Origin of the sequence: Priestia koreensis, assembly GCF_022646885.1 — a bacterium.
Classification (GTDB): Bacteria; Bacillota; Bacilli; order Bacillales; family Bacillaceae_H; genus Bacillus_AG; species Bacillus_AG koreensis_A.
Genome location: NZ_CP061868.1, coordinates 3,833,813 through 3,850,383, shown reverse-complemented (window position 1 = coordinate 3,850,383; position 16,571 = coordinate 3,833,813). Strand labels below are relative to the sequence as shown.

General features: G+C 40.4%; 15 protein-coding genes and 1 riboswitch. Of the genes, 13 read left to right on the top strand and 2 right to left on the bottom strand.

The genetic code is table 11. The features are described from left to right. The 6 genes from IE339_RS20235 to IE339_RS20210 all read left to right on the top strand — a co-directional run bounded on the left by IE339_RS20235 (position 1) and on the right by IE339_RS20210 (position 6,674). A complete protein-coding gene (locus tag IE339_RS20235; protein WP_242170629.1) occupies positions 1–774 on the top strand; it encodes an enoyl-CoA hydratase in 774 nt (257 codons plus the stop codon). A 43-nt stretch (positions 775–817) separates the two neighbouring features. Further along, the gene (locus IE339_RS20230; protein ID WP_242170627.1) at positions 818–1,591 is read left to right on the top strand and encodes an electron transfer flavoprotein subunit beta/FixA family protein; all 774 of its coding nucleotides are present in this window, start codon (positions 818–820) and stop codon (positions 1,589–1,591) included. 39 nt (positions 1,592–1,630) lie between these two features. Next, positions 1,631–2,608 carry an electron transfer flavoprotein subunit alpha/FixB family protein gene (locus IE339_RS20225; RefSeq protein ID WP_053400898.1) on the top strand — a complete coding sequence of 326 codons (978 nt, stop codon included), beginning with the start codon at positions 1,631–1,633 and terminating at the stop codon, positions 2,606–2,608. 161 nt (positions 2,609–2,769) lie between these two features. Continuing rightward, complete coding sequence (gene trxA / locus IE339_RS20220) at positions 2,770–3,084, top strand: thioredoxin (RefSeq protein WP_053400899.1); 315 nt, start codon at positions 2,770–2,772, stop codon at positions 3,082–3,084. 177 nt (positions 3,085–3,261) lie between these two features. Next, complete coding sequence (gene uvrC / locus IE339_RS20215) at positions 3,262–5,034, top strand: excinuclease ABC subunit UvrC (protein WP_242170625.1); 1,773 nt, start codon at positions 3,262–3,264, stop codon at positions 5,032–5,034. A 66-nt stretch (positions 5,035–5,100) separates the two neighbouring features. Next, positions 5,101–5,281, top strand: a riboswitch (Lysine riboswitch). A gap of 160 nt (positions 5,282–5,441) precedes the next feature. Beyond that, positions 5,442–6,674: an aspartate kinase gene (locus IE339_RS20210; protein WP_242170624.1), complete on the top strand. Its 1,233-nt coding sequence runs from the start codon at positions 5,442–5,444 to the stop codon at positions 6,672–6,674. A gap of 34 nt (positions 6,675–6,708) precedes the next feature. Here the strand turns inward: IE339_RS20210 and IE339_RS20205 are convergent, their stop codons facing one another. Continuing rightward, positions 6,709–7,194 carry a YslB family protein gene (locus IE339_RS20205; RefSeq protein ID WP_242170622.1) on the bottom strand — a complete coding sequence of 162 codons (486 nt, stop codon included), beginning with the start codon at positions 7,192–7,194 and terminating at the stop codon, positions 6,709–6,711. 480 nt (positions 7,195–7,674) lie between these two features. Here IE339_RS20205 and IE339_RS20200 point away from each other — a divergent pair, with 480 nt between their 5' ends. The 7 genes from IE339_RS20200 to IE339_RS20170 all read left to right on the top strand — a co-directional run bounded on the left by IE339_RS20200 (position 7,675) and on the right by IE339_RS20170 (position 15,117). Then, the gene (locus tag IE339_RS20200; RefSeq protein WP_053400903.1) at positions 7,675–8,283 is read left to right on the top strand and encodes a succinate dehydrogenase cytochrome b558 subunit; all 609 of its coding nucleotides are present in this window, start codon (positions 7,675–7,677) and stop codon (positions 8,281–8,283) included. 32 nt (positions 8,284–8,315) lie between these two features. After that, positions 8,316–10,112, top strand: a complete 1,797-nt coding sequence (sdhA, locus tag IE339_RS20195; protein WP_242170620.1) for a succinate dehydrogenase flavoprotein subunit — start codon at positions 8,316–8,318, stop codon at positions 10,110–10,112. A gap of 3 nt (positions 10,113–10,115) precedes the next feature. Continuing rightward, a complete protein-coding gene (sdhB, locus tag IE339_RS20190) occupies positions 10,116–10,889 on the top strand; it encodes a succinate dehydrogenase iron-sulfur subunit (RefSeq protein ID WP_053400905.1) in 774 nt (257 codons plus the stop codon). Between the two features lie 158 nt (positions 10,890–11,047). Next, positions 11,048–11,515 (top strand): acyl-CoA thioesterase, encoded by a 468-nt coding sequence (locus IE339_RS20185; RefSeq protein WP_242170617.1) that lies wholly within the window; start codon positions 11,048–11,050, stop codon positions 11,513–11,515. Between the two features lie 133 nt (positions 11,516–11,648). Beyond that, the gene (gerE, locus tag IE339_RS20180; protein ID WP_053400907.1) at positions 11,649–11,873 is read left to right on the top strand and encodes a spore germination transcription factor GerE; all 225 of its coding nucleotides are present in this window, start codon (positions 11,649–11,651) and stop codon (positions 11,871–11,873) included. Between the two features lie 333 nt (positions 11,874–12,206). Continuing rightward, complete coding sequence (locus IE339_RS20175; protein WP_242170614.1) at positions 12,207–12,899, top strand: response regulator transcription factor; 693 nt, start codon at positions 12,207–12,209, stop codon at positions 12,897–12,899. A gap of 28 nt (positions 12,900–12,927) precedes the next feature. Beyond that, the gene (locus tag IE339_RS20170; RefSeq protein WP_242170611.1) at positions 12,928–15,117 is read left to right on the top strand and encodes a sensor histidine kinase; all 2,190 of its coding nucleotides are present in this window, start codon (positions 12,928–12,930) and stop codon (positions 15,115–15,117) included. A gap of 35 nt (positions 15,118–15,152) precedes the next feature. On the opposite strand, the gene rsgA is transcribed toward IE339_RS20170, so the two are convergent. After that, positions 15,153–16,214: a ribosome small subunit-dependent GTPase A gene (gene rsgA, locus IE339_RS20165; protein WP_242170608.1), complete on the bottom strand. Its 1,062-nt coding sequence runs from the start codon at positions 16,212–16,214 to the stop codon at positions 15,153–15,155. Positions 16,215–16,571: the final 357 nt, after the last annotated feature.

Here is a 16,571-nt window from a genome sequence, read left to right as displayed (position 1 = left end):
GTGGAGTTTTTAAAAGTAGCTACAAATGATTTCGTTAAAGTCATTACAATTAATCATCAGCCTGCTAATGCTTTGTCACAAGCAGTTTTGAAAGAGCTTTCATCCGTGCTTCGTGAGGCGGAAAACGATTCTAATACACGAGTTGTTCTCCTACACGGGGAAGGAAGGTTTTTCTGTGCTGGTGCAGATATTAAAGAATTCACTACGCTTGAAAGCGCAGATGATTATGCACAGCTAGCGAAATTTGGCCAAGAATTAATGGAGTACATTGAAACATATCCGAAGCCTGTTATAGCAGCTATTCACGGTGCTGCTCTCGGTGGAGGATTGGAGCTTGCGATGAGCTGTCATATTCGCCTTGTAAGTGAGAAGGCGAAGCTCGGTTTGCCGGAGCTACAGCTAGGAATCATTCCTGGATTCGCTGGGACACAGCGTTTGCCTCGATATGTTGGCACAGGAAGAGCTGCACAAATGATGCTGACAAGTGAACCAATTTCAGGAGTAGAGGCCGCAGAGGTTGGACTTGCGAATTACGCATATCCAGAGGAGTCTTTGCTGGACGAAGCCACCAAATTAGCTGCAAAAATTGCGCTGAAAAGTCCAATTTCTGTGAAATATACGCTGCAATTGCTCCAACATAGCAAACCAGCTTCTTATTACGAAGGGGTAGAAAAAGAAGCGGAGCTATTTGGACAGGTGTTTGGATCACAGGATGCAAAAGAAGGTATTGCTGCGTTCGTTGAAAAACGCGCACCGAAGTTCACAGGGGAATAACCAGCATTTTTGATGGGTGATATTTAATAACGGAGGGGTATACATGAATATTTTCGTATTATTAAAAAGAACATTTGATACAGAAGAAAAAATTGCGTTAAGCAACGGAAGAATTGCTGAAGACGGTGCTGAATTTATCATCAATCCATACGACGAGTATGCCATTGAAGAAGCAATTCAAGTCCGCGATGCTGAAGGTGGAGAAATTACGGTTGTGACAGTCGGCGGCGAAGAGTCTGAAAAAGAACTTCGTACAGCGCTTGCAATGGGCTGTGACAAAGCGGTTTTGATCAACACTGAGGATGATCTTGAAGATGGAGATCAATTCACTTCCGCTAAAATTATCGCAGAATTTTTAAAAGACAAAAATCCAGACCTAATCTTAACAGGGAATGTAGCGATCGACGGAGGATCAGGTCAAGTAGGTCCACGCGTTGCTGAGCTATTAGAAATTCCTTATGTAACAACAATCACAGGTCTTGAAATTAACGGCAAAGATGTAAAGGTTGTACGTGACGTTGAAGGTGATTCTGAGACAATCGAAACAACGCTACCTCTTTTAATTACAGCACAACAAGGGTTAAATGAGCCGCGCTATCCATCATTACCGGGAATTATGAAGGCGAAGAAAAAGCCTCTTGAAGAGCTAGAGCTTGATGATCTTGATTTAGAAGAAGATGACGTAGAAGCAAAAACAAAGACGCTTGAAATCTTTTTACCGGCTAAAAAAGAAGCAGGAAAAGTTTTATCAGGAGATCTAGGGGATCAAGTAAAAGAGTTAGTGAACTTACTGCATACAGAAGCAAAAGTGATTTAATCAGTCTTACTTAATACGCTAAACACGGGGGTATGAAAAATGGCAAGAAAAGTATTAGTACTAGGGGAAGTTCGTGACGGAGCATTACGTAACGTATCATTTGAAGCGATTGCAGCTGGTAAAACAGTAGCAGAAGGCGGAGAAGTTGTAGCGGTATTAGCGGGAGAAGCTGTTCAAAGCTTTGGACAAGAGCTTATTCACTACGGTGCAGATCGTGTCGTAACGGTAGAGGATGCAAAATTAGCAGCTTACACACCAGATGGTTATTCACAAGCTCTATTAGCAGTGATTGAGCAAGAAAAACCAGAAGGAATTGTATTTGGTCATACGGCGCTTGGAAAAGACCTATCACCAAAATTAGCGGCACGCTTAGGCAGTGGGTTAATTTCAGATGCAACGTCTCTTGAAGAAGCAGGGGGAAACTTAGTTTTCACTCGCCCAATCTATTCTGGTAAAGCGTTTGAAAAGAAAATCGTAACAGACGGCGTTATCTTTGCTACGATTCGTCCAAATAACATTGCACCACTTGCAAAAGACGAGTCTCGTTCAGGCGACGTAACAAGCGTGAGTGTCGAAATTAAAGATCTTCGTACGATCGTAAAAGACGTTGTTCGCAAAGCGACACAAGGCGTTGACTTATCAGAAGCAAAAGTTATTATTGCCGGTGGACGTGGAGTGAAGAGTGAAGATGGATTTAAGCCTCTACAAGAACTAGCAGACGTACTAGGTGGTGCGGTTGGAGCATCACGTGGTGCATGTGACGCAGACTACTGTGACTACTCACTACAAATTGGGCAAACAGGAAAAGTGGTAACACCAGACCTTTACATCGCTTGCGGTATTTCAGGAGCTATTCAGCATTTAGCTGGTATGTCCAACTCAAAAGTGATTGTTGCAATCAACAAAGACCCAGAAGCAAACATCTTTAAAGTAGCTGACTATGGGATCGTTGGAGATCTATTCGAAGTCATTCCAATGCTAACAGAAGAATTTAAAAAGTTGAACGTGCATTCTTGATTTATATGGAAAAGCGGGCAGGTAACATTTGCCCGCTTTTCTGCATAAAATAAGCGTTCTCAGCACACATTACAAGCGAATCAAATAAATAGCATTACCTATAGCAAGATGCTATACTGTGAATATAATTTGATAAATGACTGTTTATAGGAGGAATTCATATGGCAATTGTACACGCAACTGACCAAACTTTTAATACAGAAACTGAAAACGGCTTAGTACTAGTAGACTTCTGGGCACCATGGTGCGGACCTTGTAAAATGATCGCTCCAGTTCTCGAAGAAATCGACGGAGAAATGAGCGACAAAGTAAAAATCGCGAAAATCGACGTAGACGAAAACCAAGAAACTGCAAGCAAATTCGGCGTAATGAGCATCCCAACTTTACTTCTTTTTAAAGATGGAGAAGTAGTAGACAAAGTAGTTGGTTTCCAACCAAAAGAAGCGCTTGTAGAAGTTATTTCTAAACACGTTTAATAAGCAAATGTAAAAAGACATTCTCTCAGGAGGATGTCTTTTTTTGTGTGCAGCAAAACAAGCGGAATGTTCATTTTTCACGCGTAGTTATGCTATGATGAAAGTCTATAGAACATATATACGGTTTTGTTAAAAACGTTCATTATAGTTCATGATATTCAGAGAGAGGTGATGGAAATGTCGAATCAGCTGAAGGAGAAGTTAGCCATTTTACCTGATCAGCCGGGCTGCTATTTGATGAAAGATCGAAATGGAACAATCATTTATGTTGGCAAGGCAAAGGTGTTAAAAAATCGAGTTCGCTCTTACTTTATCGGGTCGCATGATGGAAAAACACAGCGTCTCGTAAGTGAAATTGTTGATTTTGAATATATCGTTACCTCTTCCGATCTCGAAGCGCTCATTTTGGAAATGAATTTAATTAAAAAACATGATCCGAAATATAACGTGCGTCTGAAAGATGATAAGGGATATCCATTTATTAAAATCACAAACGAGCGTCATCCTCGCTTATTTATTACGCGGAAGGTAAAAAAGGATAAAGCCAAATACTTTGGTCCCTATCCAAATGCCCAAGCCGCAAATGAAACGAAGAAATTACTTGATCGTATTTTTCCACTTCGTAAATGTTCGACGATGCCTGATCGCGTGTGTTTGTATTATCATATTGGTCAATGTTTAGGACCTTGTCAGTTTGAGGTAACAGCGGAACAAAACAAGCAAATGATCGATGACATTGCGCGCTTCTTAAATGGCGGTCACCAAACGGTAAAAGAAGAGCTGACGGAAAAAATGCTCAAAGCATCTGAAGAGCTCGATTTCGAACGTGCGAAAGAGTATCGAGATCAAATTGCACATATTGAGGCAACCATTGAAAAACAAAAAGTAACGTTTAATGACTTTGTTGATCGTGACGTATTTGGCTATTCCTATGATAAAGGTTGGATGTGTGTCCAAGTGTTTTTTGTGAGACAAGGGAAGCTAATCGAACGAGAGGTGTCGATGTTCCCTTTTTATAATGAACCAGAAGAGGACTTCCTGACATTCATCGGTCAATTTTATGAACAACCAAATCATTTCAAACCAAAAGAGGTTTACGTTCCCAACCAGATTGATGCAGAGCTTGTGCATCGTTTGTTAGAGGTAGAAGTAGATCAGCCGAAAAAAGGGAAGAAAAAGCAATTAGTCGATCTAGCATGTAAAAATGCAAAAATTGCACTGACTGAAAAGTTTTTCTTAATTGATCGTGATGAAGAGCGAACGATCAAAGCCGTTGATCGATTAGGAGAGAAGTTAAGCATTGCCCCTCCGTACCGAATTGAAGCCTTTGATAATTCAAATATTCAAGGGACAGACCCTGTCTCAGCAATGATCGTGTTTGTTGATGGAAAGCCAGAAAAGAAGGAATACCGAAAATACAAAATTAAAACGGTGGAAGGTCCCGATGATTATGGCTCAATGAGAGAGGTCGCGAGAAGACGCTACTCTAGAGTGCTAAGAGAGGGACTGCCTTTACCTGATTTAATTATTGTCGATGGAGGGAAAGGACAGCTCGCGGTTGTTCAAGATGTGTTAGAAAATGAGCTAGGTTTATCTATTCCTACGGCCGGTCTTGTGAAAGATGATAAGCACAGAACGGCTAACTTGATTATCGGAGATCCCGTTGAGATGATTGCTTTAGAAAGGAATAGTCAAGAGTTTTACCTACTTCAACGTATTCAAGATGAGGTTCACCGATTTGCGATTACGTTTCATCGACAAGTGCGTTCGAAAAGCTCCTTTCAATCTATTTTGGATGACATTCCTGGTGTTGGAGAGAAACGGAAAAAAGCCTTATTAAAGCATTTTGGTTCAGTGAAAAAAATGAAAGAGGCGACTATAGAAGAGCTTCAAGCAGCACAGCTTCCACGAAATGTGGCCGAGCTTCTTTTTGAAAAATTAAAAGATTAATCTTGCAAGTTTTTCATTTTTCTGTTAGCCTTATAACTAATTTCATACAACACTTCAATCCGTTGAAGTGATGATAGAGGTGCGGATTTTATCAGTAGGTCACTAGAGGAGTATGAGCTCCGGAGAAGGTGATTGAAAGGAAAGGCCGCCGAAGTGAAAAGGAACTCATATCAATTTTCGCTGGTTTTGCGTTGAATAAACGTAGGACTGTCAAGATTCTTAGCAGTCTTGGAGAGCTATCTCACGCAAGCGAGCATATATGACGAATGTTTACTATATGATGCACAGCAAGCAATGAGAGATAGTCTCATTGCTTTTTTTGTTGTTTTTTAGCTCCAGATACAGCTTTTCTTTACATAACTGCTAGGGAATGAAAGAGTAAATCTAGATGAAGAGGATGAAAGAAAATGGCAATTATCGTTCAAAAATTTGGTGGAACATCAGTAGGTTCAGTCGATCGGATTCAGAATGTTGCAAATCGAGTGACGCAGGAAGTAGAAAACGGGAATCAGGTCGTTGTGGTCGTTTCAGCAATGGGGAAAACCACCGATGAATTGGTACGTTTAGCGACGGAACTAAACGAAAAGCCTAGCAAACGAGAAATGGATATGCTACTGACAACGGGTGAGCAGATTACAATTTCCCTGCTTACAATGGCTCTACAGCAAAAAGGATATGATGCTGTTTCCTATACAGGTTGGCAGGCAGGAATTGAAACAGAAAGCGTGCATGGCAATGCACGAATCACAGATATCAAAACGGCTACTATCCACAGCCAGCTTGAAAAAGGGAACATTGTCGTTGTGGCAGGCTTTCAAGGCCTTTCAGCGGAAGGGAACATCACGACGCTTGGGCGTGGAGGATCAGATACAACTGCTGTTGCGCTAGCGGCCGCTTTAGGAGCACAAAAGTGCGATATTTACACAGACGTAACGGGCGTATATACAACAGACCCTCGTTATGTAAAAGCAGCACGAAAGCTGAAATCTATTTCGTATGATGAAATGCTAGAGCTCGCTAATCTTGGCGCTGGAGTTTTGCATCCGCGAGCGGTGGAATTTGCAAAGAACTATCATTTGCCATTAGAGGTTCGTTCAAGCTTAGAATTAGAAAACGGAACGATTGTTGAGGAGGAAGCATCAATGGAACAAAACTTAGTTGTTAGAGGGATTGCATTTGAAGACAATATTTCTCGCATTACGGTAGCGGGAGTTAAAAATAGTTTAACGACACTTTCGACGATTTTTACGACACTTGCAAACTATCAGATCAATGTTGATATTATTATTCAAAGCATAACATCTGCTGGGCAAAATGCACTATCATTCTCAGTTAAGACAGAAGACGTGGAACAAACGCTAGAAGTATTAGAACGCTATGCCGATCGTATCGGCTATGAGGACGTTGAACATGAAAACGATCTTGCAAAAGTTTCAATCGTTGGTTCTGGAATGATCTCAAACCCGGGGGTTGCAGCAGAGATGTTTGAGGTATTAGCCAACCAGAGCATTGAAGTGAAAATGGTTAGTACATCTGAAATCAAAGTGTCAACTGTGGTAGCCTATGGCGACATGATTAAAGCGATCGAAGCACTTCACGAAGCGTTCGAATTATCAGTAGAGGAAACGGTGGAAGTATAATAGAAGAAAAAGGAAGTCGTAGCGACTTCCTTTTTTATAACTTATCTTTTTTATCCCATTTTACCGTAATCATCACTTTATGAGCTCGCTCTTTTAATGTTAAATAGGCTTCTGCCACACATTGATTTTGCTGCTGAATTTGTTGAGCAATGAAGCCGGCTTCTAAATGGAAGGAACAGCCTTTATTCTCTTTTAAGCGTTTTTCAACCATTGGTCCTGAAATTTCAAGCTCCATCTCATTTTTATCTTGCTTTAAAAGAGAAAGAGCGCCCCAACCGGTGCGAATAAAAAACATCACGATTTCTTCAGGTGTTTCCACAGGGTGCTTACGAGCAATATTTTTTCCTGCCCAGTATAAAATTTGCTCCGTATCTTTTCCTAATAGATCAGGTAATAGTACATCGCGGATAAGCTGATAGCCAAAGTATGGCACACTCATACTATCTGAGATGGGTGGTGTATCGGTATGCTCTTTTTGTTCAGTAATAGTCTGTTCTTCTTCAGTATGTACGTTGCTCATGTTTTGTCCCTTCTTTCCTAAGCATCATAATCCGTTCACAAACGGTATGCTGTGCTAGCGCAAGTTCAATGATTCGTCATTTGACCATTAACGTTTGGTTTCATTTACAATTGTCTTTCGCCATAGGTTTCTGTAAGTAGTTTTAATACGAGGTTTTTTCATGTGGTTGGAAAATCTTAAAAAATTTTCGTAATTATAGATTAGCACAATTATTCACATATTAGTATTGCTAGAATAATGATTTTAGAAAATGATTTAAATTTTTAGTGTAATAGAATTCATATTTTATATAACAATTAACCTTCCAATCCTTGACGGTCTTTTTCTATAGGAGTAAAATTAATTTGTCAGATTAATTTCAATTTCATAAAAAATGCAAGGGTTTACAAACACAGTATTTTACATAAGGAGAAGGAAGGATGGGGAAACGTTTACTTTGCCTTTGCAACTATGTCTATTTTCTAAAGGGGGCTTGAACTTATGGCAACAAGCAAGGAATTTCAGTTACGCAGATTACATTCACTTTTAGGAGTTCTTCCGGTTGGTCTTTTTCTATTACAACATTTAGTGGTAAACCATTTCGCAACGGGCGGCGCTGAGTCGTTTAACAAAGCAGCAGAATTCATGGAGCATTTACCATTCCGATATGTTTTAGAAACTGTTATTATCTTTTTGCCTTTATACTTTCACGCAATTTATGGATTGTACATTGCCTTTACAGCAAAAAGTAATGTAGGAAAGTTTAGTCACTTCCGTAACTGGATGTTTATGCTACAACGAATCACAGGTGTAATCACGTTAATTTTCGTAACATGGCACGTATGGCAAACACGCGTGCAAGCAGCGTTAGGTTCAGAGGTTAACTTTGATATGATGGCTGACATTTTCAGTAATCCAGCAATGGTTGCATTTTACATCGTCGGAATTTTATCAACAGTATTCCACTTCGCTAACGGCTTATGGTCATTCGGTGTAACATGGGGTCTTACAATCACTCCACGTGCACAACGCATCTCTACTTATGTAACAATGGTTATCTTTGTAGCGTTAGCAGTAGTAGGAATTCAAGCGATTTTAGCATTCACGTGATTTTAACTAGCAGGTAAAGGAGTAGATTTACCATGGGTAAAGGGAAAATTATTGTAGTCGGTGGCGGATTAGCCGGTCTAATGGCAACGATTAAAATAGCAGAAGCTGGTCAACAAGTGGACTTATTTTCAGTCGTACCAGTAAAACGCTCACATTCTGTATGTGCGCAAGGGGGTATTAACGGAGCGGTTAATACAAAAGGTGAAGGAGATTCACCTTGGGAACATTTTGATGACACGGTATATGGAGGAGATTTCTTAGCAAACCAACCTCCTGTAAAAGCAATGTGTGAAGCAGCACCAGGAATCATTCACTTATTGGACCGTATGGGCGTTATGTTCAACCGTACACCAGAAGGGCTGCTAGATTTCCGTCGTTTCGGTGGAACACAGCATCACCGTACAGCATTTGCTGGTGCAACGACTGGTCAGCAGTTATTATACGCGCTTGATGAGCAGGTTCGTCGCTTTGAAGTAGACGGATTAGTAACAAAATACGAGGGCTGGGAGTTCCTTGGTGCTATTTTGGATGACGAACGCGTTTGTCGTGGGATCGTCGCACAAGATTTAAAAACAATGGACGTAAAATCATTCCCAGCAGATGCTGTAATTATGGCAACAGGTGGACCTGGGATTGTCTTCGGAAAATCAACGAACTCAGTAATCAACACAGGTTCAGCGGCAGCAATCGTTTATCAGCAAGGCGTTCATTATGCAAACGGTGAGTTCATTCAAATTCACCCAACTGCAATCCCAGGAGATGACAAGCTTCGTTTAATGAGTGAGTCAGCTCGTGGAGAAGGTGGACGTATTTGGACATACAAAGACGGTAAGCCGTGGTACTTCTTAGAAGAAAAGTACCCAGCTTACGGAAACCTCGTACCTCGTGACATCGCGACTCGTGAAATCTTTGACGTGTGTGTGGCGCAGAAGCTTGGTATTAACGGTGAGAACATGGTATACCTGGATCTTTCTCATAAAGATCCGAAAGAGCTTGATATTAAACTAGGCGGGATTATTGAAATCTATGAAAAATTCATGGGTGACGATCCGCGTAAAGTACCAATGAAAATCTTCCCTGCGGTTCACTATTCAATGGGTGGATTATGGGTTGATTATGATCAAATGACAAATATCCCAGGACTATTCGCAGCGGGTGAGTGTGATTATTCTCAGCACGGTGCGAACCGCTTAGGAGCAAACTCTCTTCTTTCCGCTATTTACGGAGGAATGGTTGCAGGTCCGAACGCTGTAAAATATATTAATGGTCTTGAAACAAGCACTGATGCGTTATCAAGTAGCCTATTTGAACAGCATGAAAAGAAAGAGCTTGAAAAATGGAACAACATTATGTCCATGAACGGAAACGAAAATGCATATGTTCTTCATAAAGAGCTTGGCGAGTGGATGACAGATAACGTAACGGTTGTTCGTTACAATGACAAGCTGTTAAAAACAGATGAAAAAATCCAAGAGCTTATTGAACGCTATGATCGTATTAACATTAATGATACGGCAAAATGGAGCAACCAAGGGGCATCGTTTACAAGACAGCTTCAAAACATGCTACAACTTGCTCGCGTAATGACACTTGGAGCTTACAACCGTAATGAAAGCCGCGGTGCTCACTACAAGCCTGAATTCCCAGATCGTAACGACGAGGAATTCTTAAAAACAACAATGGCAACATTTACTGGCCATAAAACAGCACCAGCTTTCCATTATGAAGAAGTAGATGTTTCCTTGATCAAACCTCGTAAGCGTGATTATACGAAGAAAAAAGATGAAAAAAAAAGTGAGTCAAAAGGACAAAAAGAGGGGGTTCGTTAATCCATGAGTACAACAGCAACTGCTCAAAAAACAGTGAAGTTTTCTATTTTACGTCAGGATTCTCCAACTTCTGCTCCTTATGAAGAGAAGTTCGAAATTCCGTATCGCCCGAATATGAACGTTATCTCAGCGCTGATGGAAATTCGTCGTAACCCAGTTGATGCCGATGGTAAAGACACGACACCTATTACATGGGACATGAACTGCTTAGAGGAAGTATGCGGTGCTTGTTCAATGGTCATCAACGGTCGACCTCGTCAGTCTTGTACAGCACTTGTCGATCAGTTAGAGCAGCCTATTCGTCTAGAGCCAATGAAAACATTCCCTGTCGTTCGTGACCTACAAGTAGATCGTAGCAGAATGTTTGATTCCTTGAAAAAGGTAAAAGCATGGATTCCAATTGACGGTACGTACGATTTAGGCCCTGGACCACGTATGCCAGAGAAAAAACGTCAATGGGCGTATGAGCTTTCTAAATGTATGACATGTGGCGTTTGCCTAGAGTCATGCCCGAACGTAAACAGTAAATCAAACTTTATCGGACCTGCACCACTATCACAAGTTCGTTTGTTCAACGCGCATCCAACAGGTGCCCTAAACAAACATGAACGTCTAAACTCTATTATGGATGATGGTGGCCTTGCAAACTGTGGTAACTCACAAAACTGTGTGCAAGCATGTCCAAAAGGAATTCCATTAACAACATCTATTGCAGCATTAAACCGTGATACAGCAATTCAGTCATTCCGTAACTTCTTCGGTAGTGACCAAATTTAATCGAGTATCACTGGATCAAACAGAGCGAGATATTTTCTTTTTTGGAAAGGAGGATGCTCTTGTGAGAGAGCATCCTTCCATCTATAAAAAAAAAGCATTTCGCTTTTCTATTAAAATATAATGAGTGAACAATCATTCATTTTTAAGGAGTGACCGTATTGAGCAAAGAAAAATACATTACAGATCTAGAACAGTGGAAGAAAGGCTTTACTTTCTTTCATGAAATAAAGGTACGCTTTTCAGAAACTGACATGTTTGGCCACTTAAATAACACGGTACCGTTTGCATATTTTGAAGAAGCGCGCATTGAATACTTTAAGCACTTAGGGTTTATGAGTGACTGGACGAATCCGCTCCACGATACGATTCCAGTTGTGGCAGATCTACAGTGCGACTACTTGAAGCAAATATTCTTTGATGAAAAACTGAAAGTATACGTAAAGGCTGAAACGATCGGTAACTCCTCTGTTGACATTCACTATATGGCAATCGATGAACACGGCCGTATGGGCTTTACGGGAAGAGGAACGGTTGTCCAAATATCACGTCATACGGGAAAAGGCGTGGCGTGGACAGAGGAAATGAAGACATTGTTTATGGGTGAAAAATCATCATTAGGAAAGTAGGAAAAATCATGTCATGAAAGTGGCATGATTTTTATTATTCTAGGAACCGCTTTACTCCTTCTTACATACTATATCTTGACTAAATTAACACCCATCCAATAGTTCAACTCTGAATCAGGCAAGGAGGGTTACATTGAAGGAGAAAGATTTTCAACCAAAGCCGTTACTTACAAAAAGAGAGCGTGAAGTATTTGAGCTGCTAGTTCAAGATAAAACAACGAAGGAAATTGCTAGTGACCTGTTTATCAGCGAAAAAACAGTTCGAAATCATATCTCAAACGCAATGCAAAAGCTTGGCGTTAAGGGACGTTCTCAAGCAGTTGTGGAGCTTCTACGTATGGGAGAGCTTCAATTATAAAATGAAGGCCAGTCATTCTTCGGATGACTGGTTTTTATTTTCACCTGCTTTCTCTCGTTTTCGTATGTTATAATTTGGTAGGTTGGAAACGTTTATTTTAACGGGTACCTTTTGCAAAAGATACCGTTGCCCACATGACAGAGCGATGACTACACGGGTTATGCACACGATACATATAAAAGACGGCCGCTGTAAAAGTGGTCTTTTTCGCATTGTTATGGTCATCTAGTAAGCTAAAAACGTACTATTTCTTAAGAAATTCTTCATTTTTGTCCTCCCAAAATATTCAGAAATGATGGATACAATACAATTATTAAGAGATGAGGTGATGATATGACTACCTTTACTATTCTCGTAGCAGACGATGATCAAGATATAGCGGATGGAATAGAAATTTACTTAAAAAACGAAGGTTATCATGTGTTAAAGGCATCCAATGGTTTAGAGGCAATTGAACTGCTAGATCAGCATGAGGTTCATCTGATGGTTTTGGATATTATGATGCCGAAGATGGATGGCATTACCGCAACCTTTAAAATACGATCCAAAGGGAACGTGCCCATTATTATGCTTAGTGCCAAGGGAGAAGAGTCAGATAAAATTCATGGTCTTTCCGTCGGTGCCGATGATTATGTGACAAAGCCTTTTCATCCGATGGAGCTCATGGCAAGGGTTAAATCCCAGCTAAGAAGATATATTCAGCTAGGTACATATAACGAGCATGAGCAAGAAATTCGAATTGACGGGCTCACGCTAAATCAACTAGCAAAGGAAATAGCGCTAGACGGTACAGCAATTCGCTTCACTCCAATTGAATACAAGATTACGGAGCTATTTATGCTCAATCCTGGAAGAGTGTTTTCCATTGATGAAATTTATGAAAGAGTGTGGAGAGAACAGGCGTATAACGCGGATAATATTGTAGCTGTTCACATTCGGAAAATTCGCGAGAAAATTGAGGTGGACCCAAAAAAGCCGCGCTATATTAAGGTGGTATGGGGCATCGGATATAAGATGGAAAAATAGAAATATGGACTTAGGGAGGATATCAAAAATGAAGAATAAGGTGTGGGCCGCTCTTATCTGGTGCTTGTTATTGAATGTGAGTATAATCGCGGTCTTTCAATTTTTGAGTCATTCATCAATAAATACTGAGAAGTCTTATTTTAAAAGCAGTGACTTCTCCTTTAATTACGGGGATTTTACGAGCAAAATAGGGCCAATTGAACTGGCGGCCTGGAGTGCCGACGAATTGAAGAAAAGAATTATAATCCATTCCGAGGATCTGAAGGATTACCGAAAGCGTCATAATGTGATGACGGAAATTCAATCGACACAGGAACAGTATAATCATGAAATTGAACAAGCTATTAAAAACAAAGATGATATTACGAAGCAAGCGCTCATAAGTGCACGGGAGAGTCAAATAAAAGATATTCGTGACTCTATCATGGACGACAAATACGTGGCGGCAAAAGTACGTGCAGAAAAAGAAAAGGCAATTGACAATTACATAAGCAACCTAAATGGGAGACTAAGTCGACTTCACGATGATTATCCTTATTCTTATGAGTTGACCAACATTAAAACGGGAAAAACTTTTCAATACGGAAACATAAATGAAAAAGCCGCATATAAGCAAACATATAGTAAAGATAATGGATATCTTACTACACAACTTTATGACAGTGACAGTGGTGATAATAGGGGACAAGGATTTAAAGAAATGCAACTAGACCCCACCGTTTTTTATAAAGGAACCATTATTGTTCCGGAAAAGAAGCTTTCTGAATGGCAAAACTATCAGGATTTTCAACATCAGCGAATTGTTTTCTATGTAACCATCGTATGTGGAATTCTTAGTTTATTGTTTTTACTATTTGTATATAAATGTCGTAAAGAATGGTTTAATATTCAGCTGTTACAACGGGCATATCGTACGTTTTTCATTGATGTCAAAGTAGTTCTGTGGCTTTTCACGATGTTGTTAGTTCTACCAGTATCCCTATGGGGGGGAAGTTCAGCCTTTCATGTCAACACGAACTTAGATTTTTTTCTAGAGTTCTTCCTTGCATTACTAATAGGGACGTTACTTATCTACTTCGGAATCTTGCAAACGGTGTGGCTAATAGAGGAACTAAAAGAAGGAAAGAATCTGAGAGAAGAATGGAACACAAGCGCCTTTATGCGCGCATGGAGGTTGTTAATTGTTAAGCCGTTTCAAATGTTGCGTGAAGCTTTTTCAGATTCACCAATCGCTTTTCAAGTGGCGATCATACTGTTTGTTCTATTTATGTGGGGTGTCGGAACATCATTAGTATTCGCGATGCCAGAGATGGTTTTAGTCTACATCATATGTGTTCTTGTTATTGGTCTTCCAGCGCTATTTATCGTCTTTCATCGCATTCGTTACTTAAATAAGCTCATGATTGCAACAAATCAAATTGCAACGGGCACGTTAAATGATCCTGTAGAAGTGAAGGGGAACTCTATTTTTGCGAAGCAGGCGACAATGTTAAATCAGATGAAAGAAGGTATTCACGTATCGAAGAAGGAACAGGCAAAGAGCGAACGCTTAAAAACCGAACTGATTACAAATGTGAGTCACGATCTGCGCACACCTTTGACTTCGATTATTACGTATACGGATTTATTGAAAAATCCAGATCTTACGGAAGAAGATCGTCATCATTATGTAGAAGTTCTGGACCGAAAATCACAGCGCTTAAAAACGCTCATCGAAGATTTATTTGAAGTATCTAAAATGGCAAGCGGCAATTTGGAATTACAAAAGCAGCGAATTGATTTAACAAAATTGCTTCAGCAGGCCCTTGCAGAGCATCAGGAGCAAATGGAGAAGGCAAGCCTGTCACTAAAGGTGACGACTCCGACTGAACCGTTACTTGCTTATGTTGATGGACAAAAGTGGTGGCGGGTTCTCGATAACTTAATTGTTAATGCGAGTAAGTATGCGCTTGAAGGAACAAGAGTCTATGTATCACTGAAAAAGGTAGGAGACGTAGCAGAGTTTGTTGTGAAAAATGTGGCAAAATATGAATTAAATGAAGATGCCGCAGAGCTCGTCGAACGCTTTAAGCGAGCTGATGCATCGCGTAACACCGAAGGGTCAGGGCTAGGTCTAGCGATTGCTCAATCCATTGTTGATCTTCACGGCGGTAAAATGAACATTGAAATTGACGGCGATTTATTTAAGGTCATTGTGAAGGTTCCGCTTACGATATAAAAAAGCCCCCGTGTAGGGAATACACGGGGGTCTTCTTATTTTCGATTAAATTTTGTTCTGTCACCCGCAAGCTTCTTCCATTTCGCTTTTTCAGCAAGAGCAGCACGCTGATTTTCTTTTCGAGCGAGAAATGCCAGCTCTTTTTGAAGCTTCAGATAGCTCTGATAACGACTAGCGTCCAGTGAGCCATTTTCTAGGTGCTGCTGGATGGCGCATCCTGGCTCTCCTTTATGCTTGCAATCCCGAAAACGACATTGTGTCGTCAGCTCTTCAATATCTGAAAAACTATGGCTGAGCCCTTCATCCGCTTCCCATAGCTGTAGCTCTCTCATTCCTGGTGTATCAATGAGAAGGCCTCCGCTTGGTATGAGCACTAATTCTCGGTGAGTAGTCGTATGGCGACCTTTGTCATCATCTTCACGAATTGTGTTCACTTCCTGCTTGTATGCACCGTAAAGTGCATTCGTTAAAGTGGATTTTCCAACACCTGACGATCCTAATAGAGCGACGGTGTTGCCTTCTTGAAGGTAGGTGGCAAGTTCGTCTAACCCTGTTCCAGATTCAGCGCTAATAGCGTGAATGGGTACACCCATCGCAATACTTTCGACTTCTTCAATTTTGCTCATAACATCACCGCAAAGATCGGCTTTACTTAAGATAATGACAGGGTTTGCGCCGCTTTCCCAGGCCAACAGTAAATACCGCTCAATTCGTCGTAAATTAAAATCCGTGTTCAGTGCGTTTACGATGAAGATCGTATCGACGTTTGCTGCGACAATTTGTTCTTCTGTTGTGTTACCTGCCTTTTTACGAGAGAACTTGCTTTTTCGTGGTAGAACCGCATGAATGGATGCTTTTTGTTCAGTAACTCTAGGGCTAATCACAACCCAGTCACCAACTGCTGGGAAGTCTTCACGTTCGATAGCATCGTGACGCATTTTTCCTGTAATTTCAGATAAGAGCTCACCATGCTCAGTGAGGACGCGGTATATTCGTTTATGTTCAAGCGCTACACGACCTACCGTGTAACCCTCTTTTTGATAAGATGAAAAGTTCTGATTAAATGATTCGTTCCAGCCTAATTGTGTTAAATTCAAATTAATTCCTCCAATGATTGAATGTAGATCATAAAAAAAGAGACCGGCTCACCGGTCTCCATGCATAGGGAAACGACCCCTATATAAATTAAAAAACCGTTGGCTTATGCTCACAGCCTACGGATCATCAACATTACAAGTCATTAAAAGGATCTTATATGCTTTTCTCCATAGAGGGCTGTGATATGAAATTAGTTGAGATATTCGTTAACATGTTTTTCATCATACATTCCTCCTTTAAAAGCATTAAGTAAATTCACTATATTATAATATGCATAATTTGTAAATAGTTTATTCACGGAAAAATCAAAAAAATAAGAAAAATGCCTATTTGACAATACTTTTCTATCGGGTAGT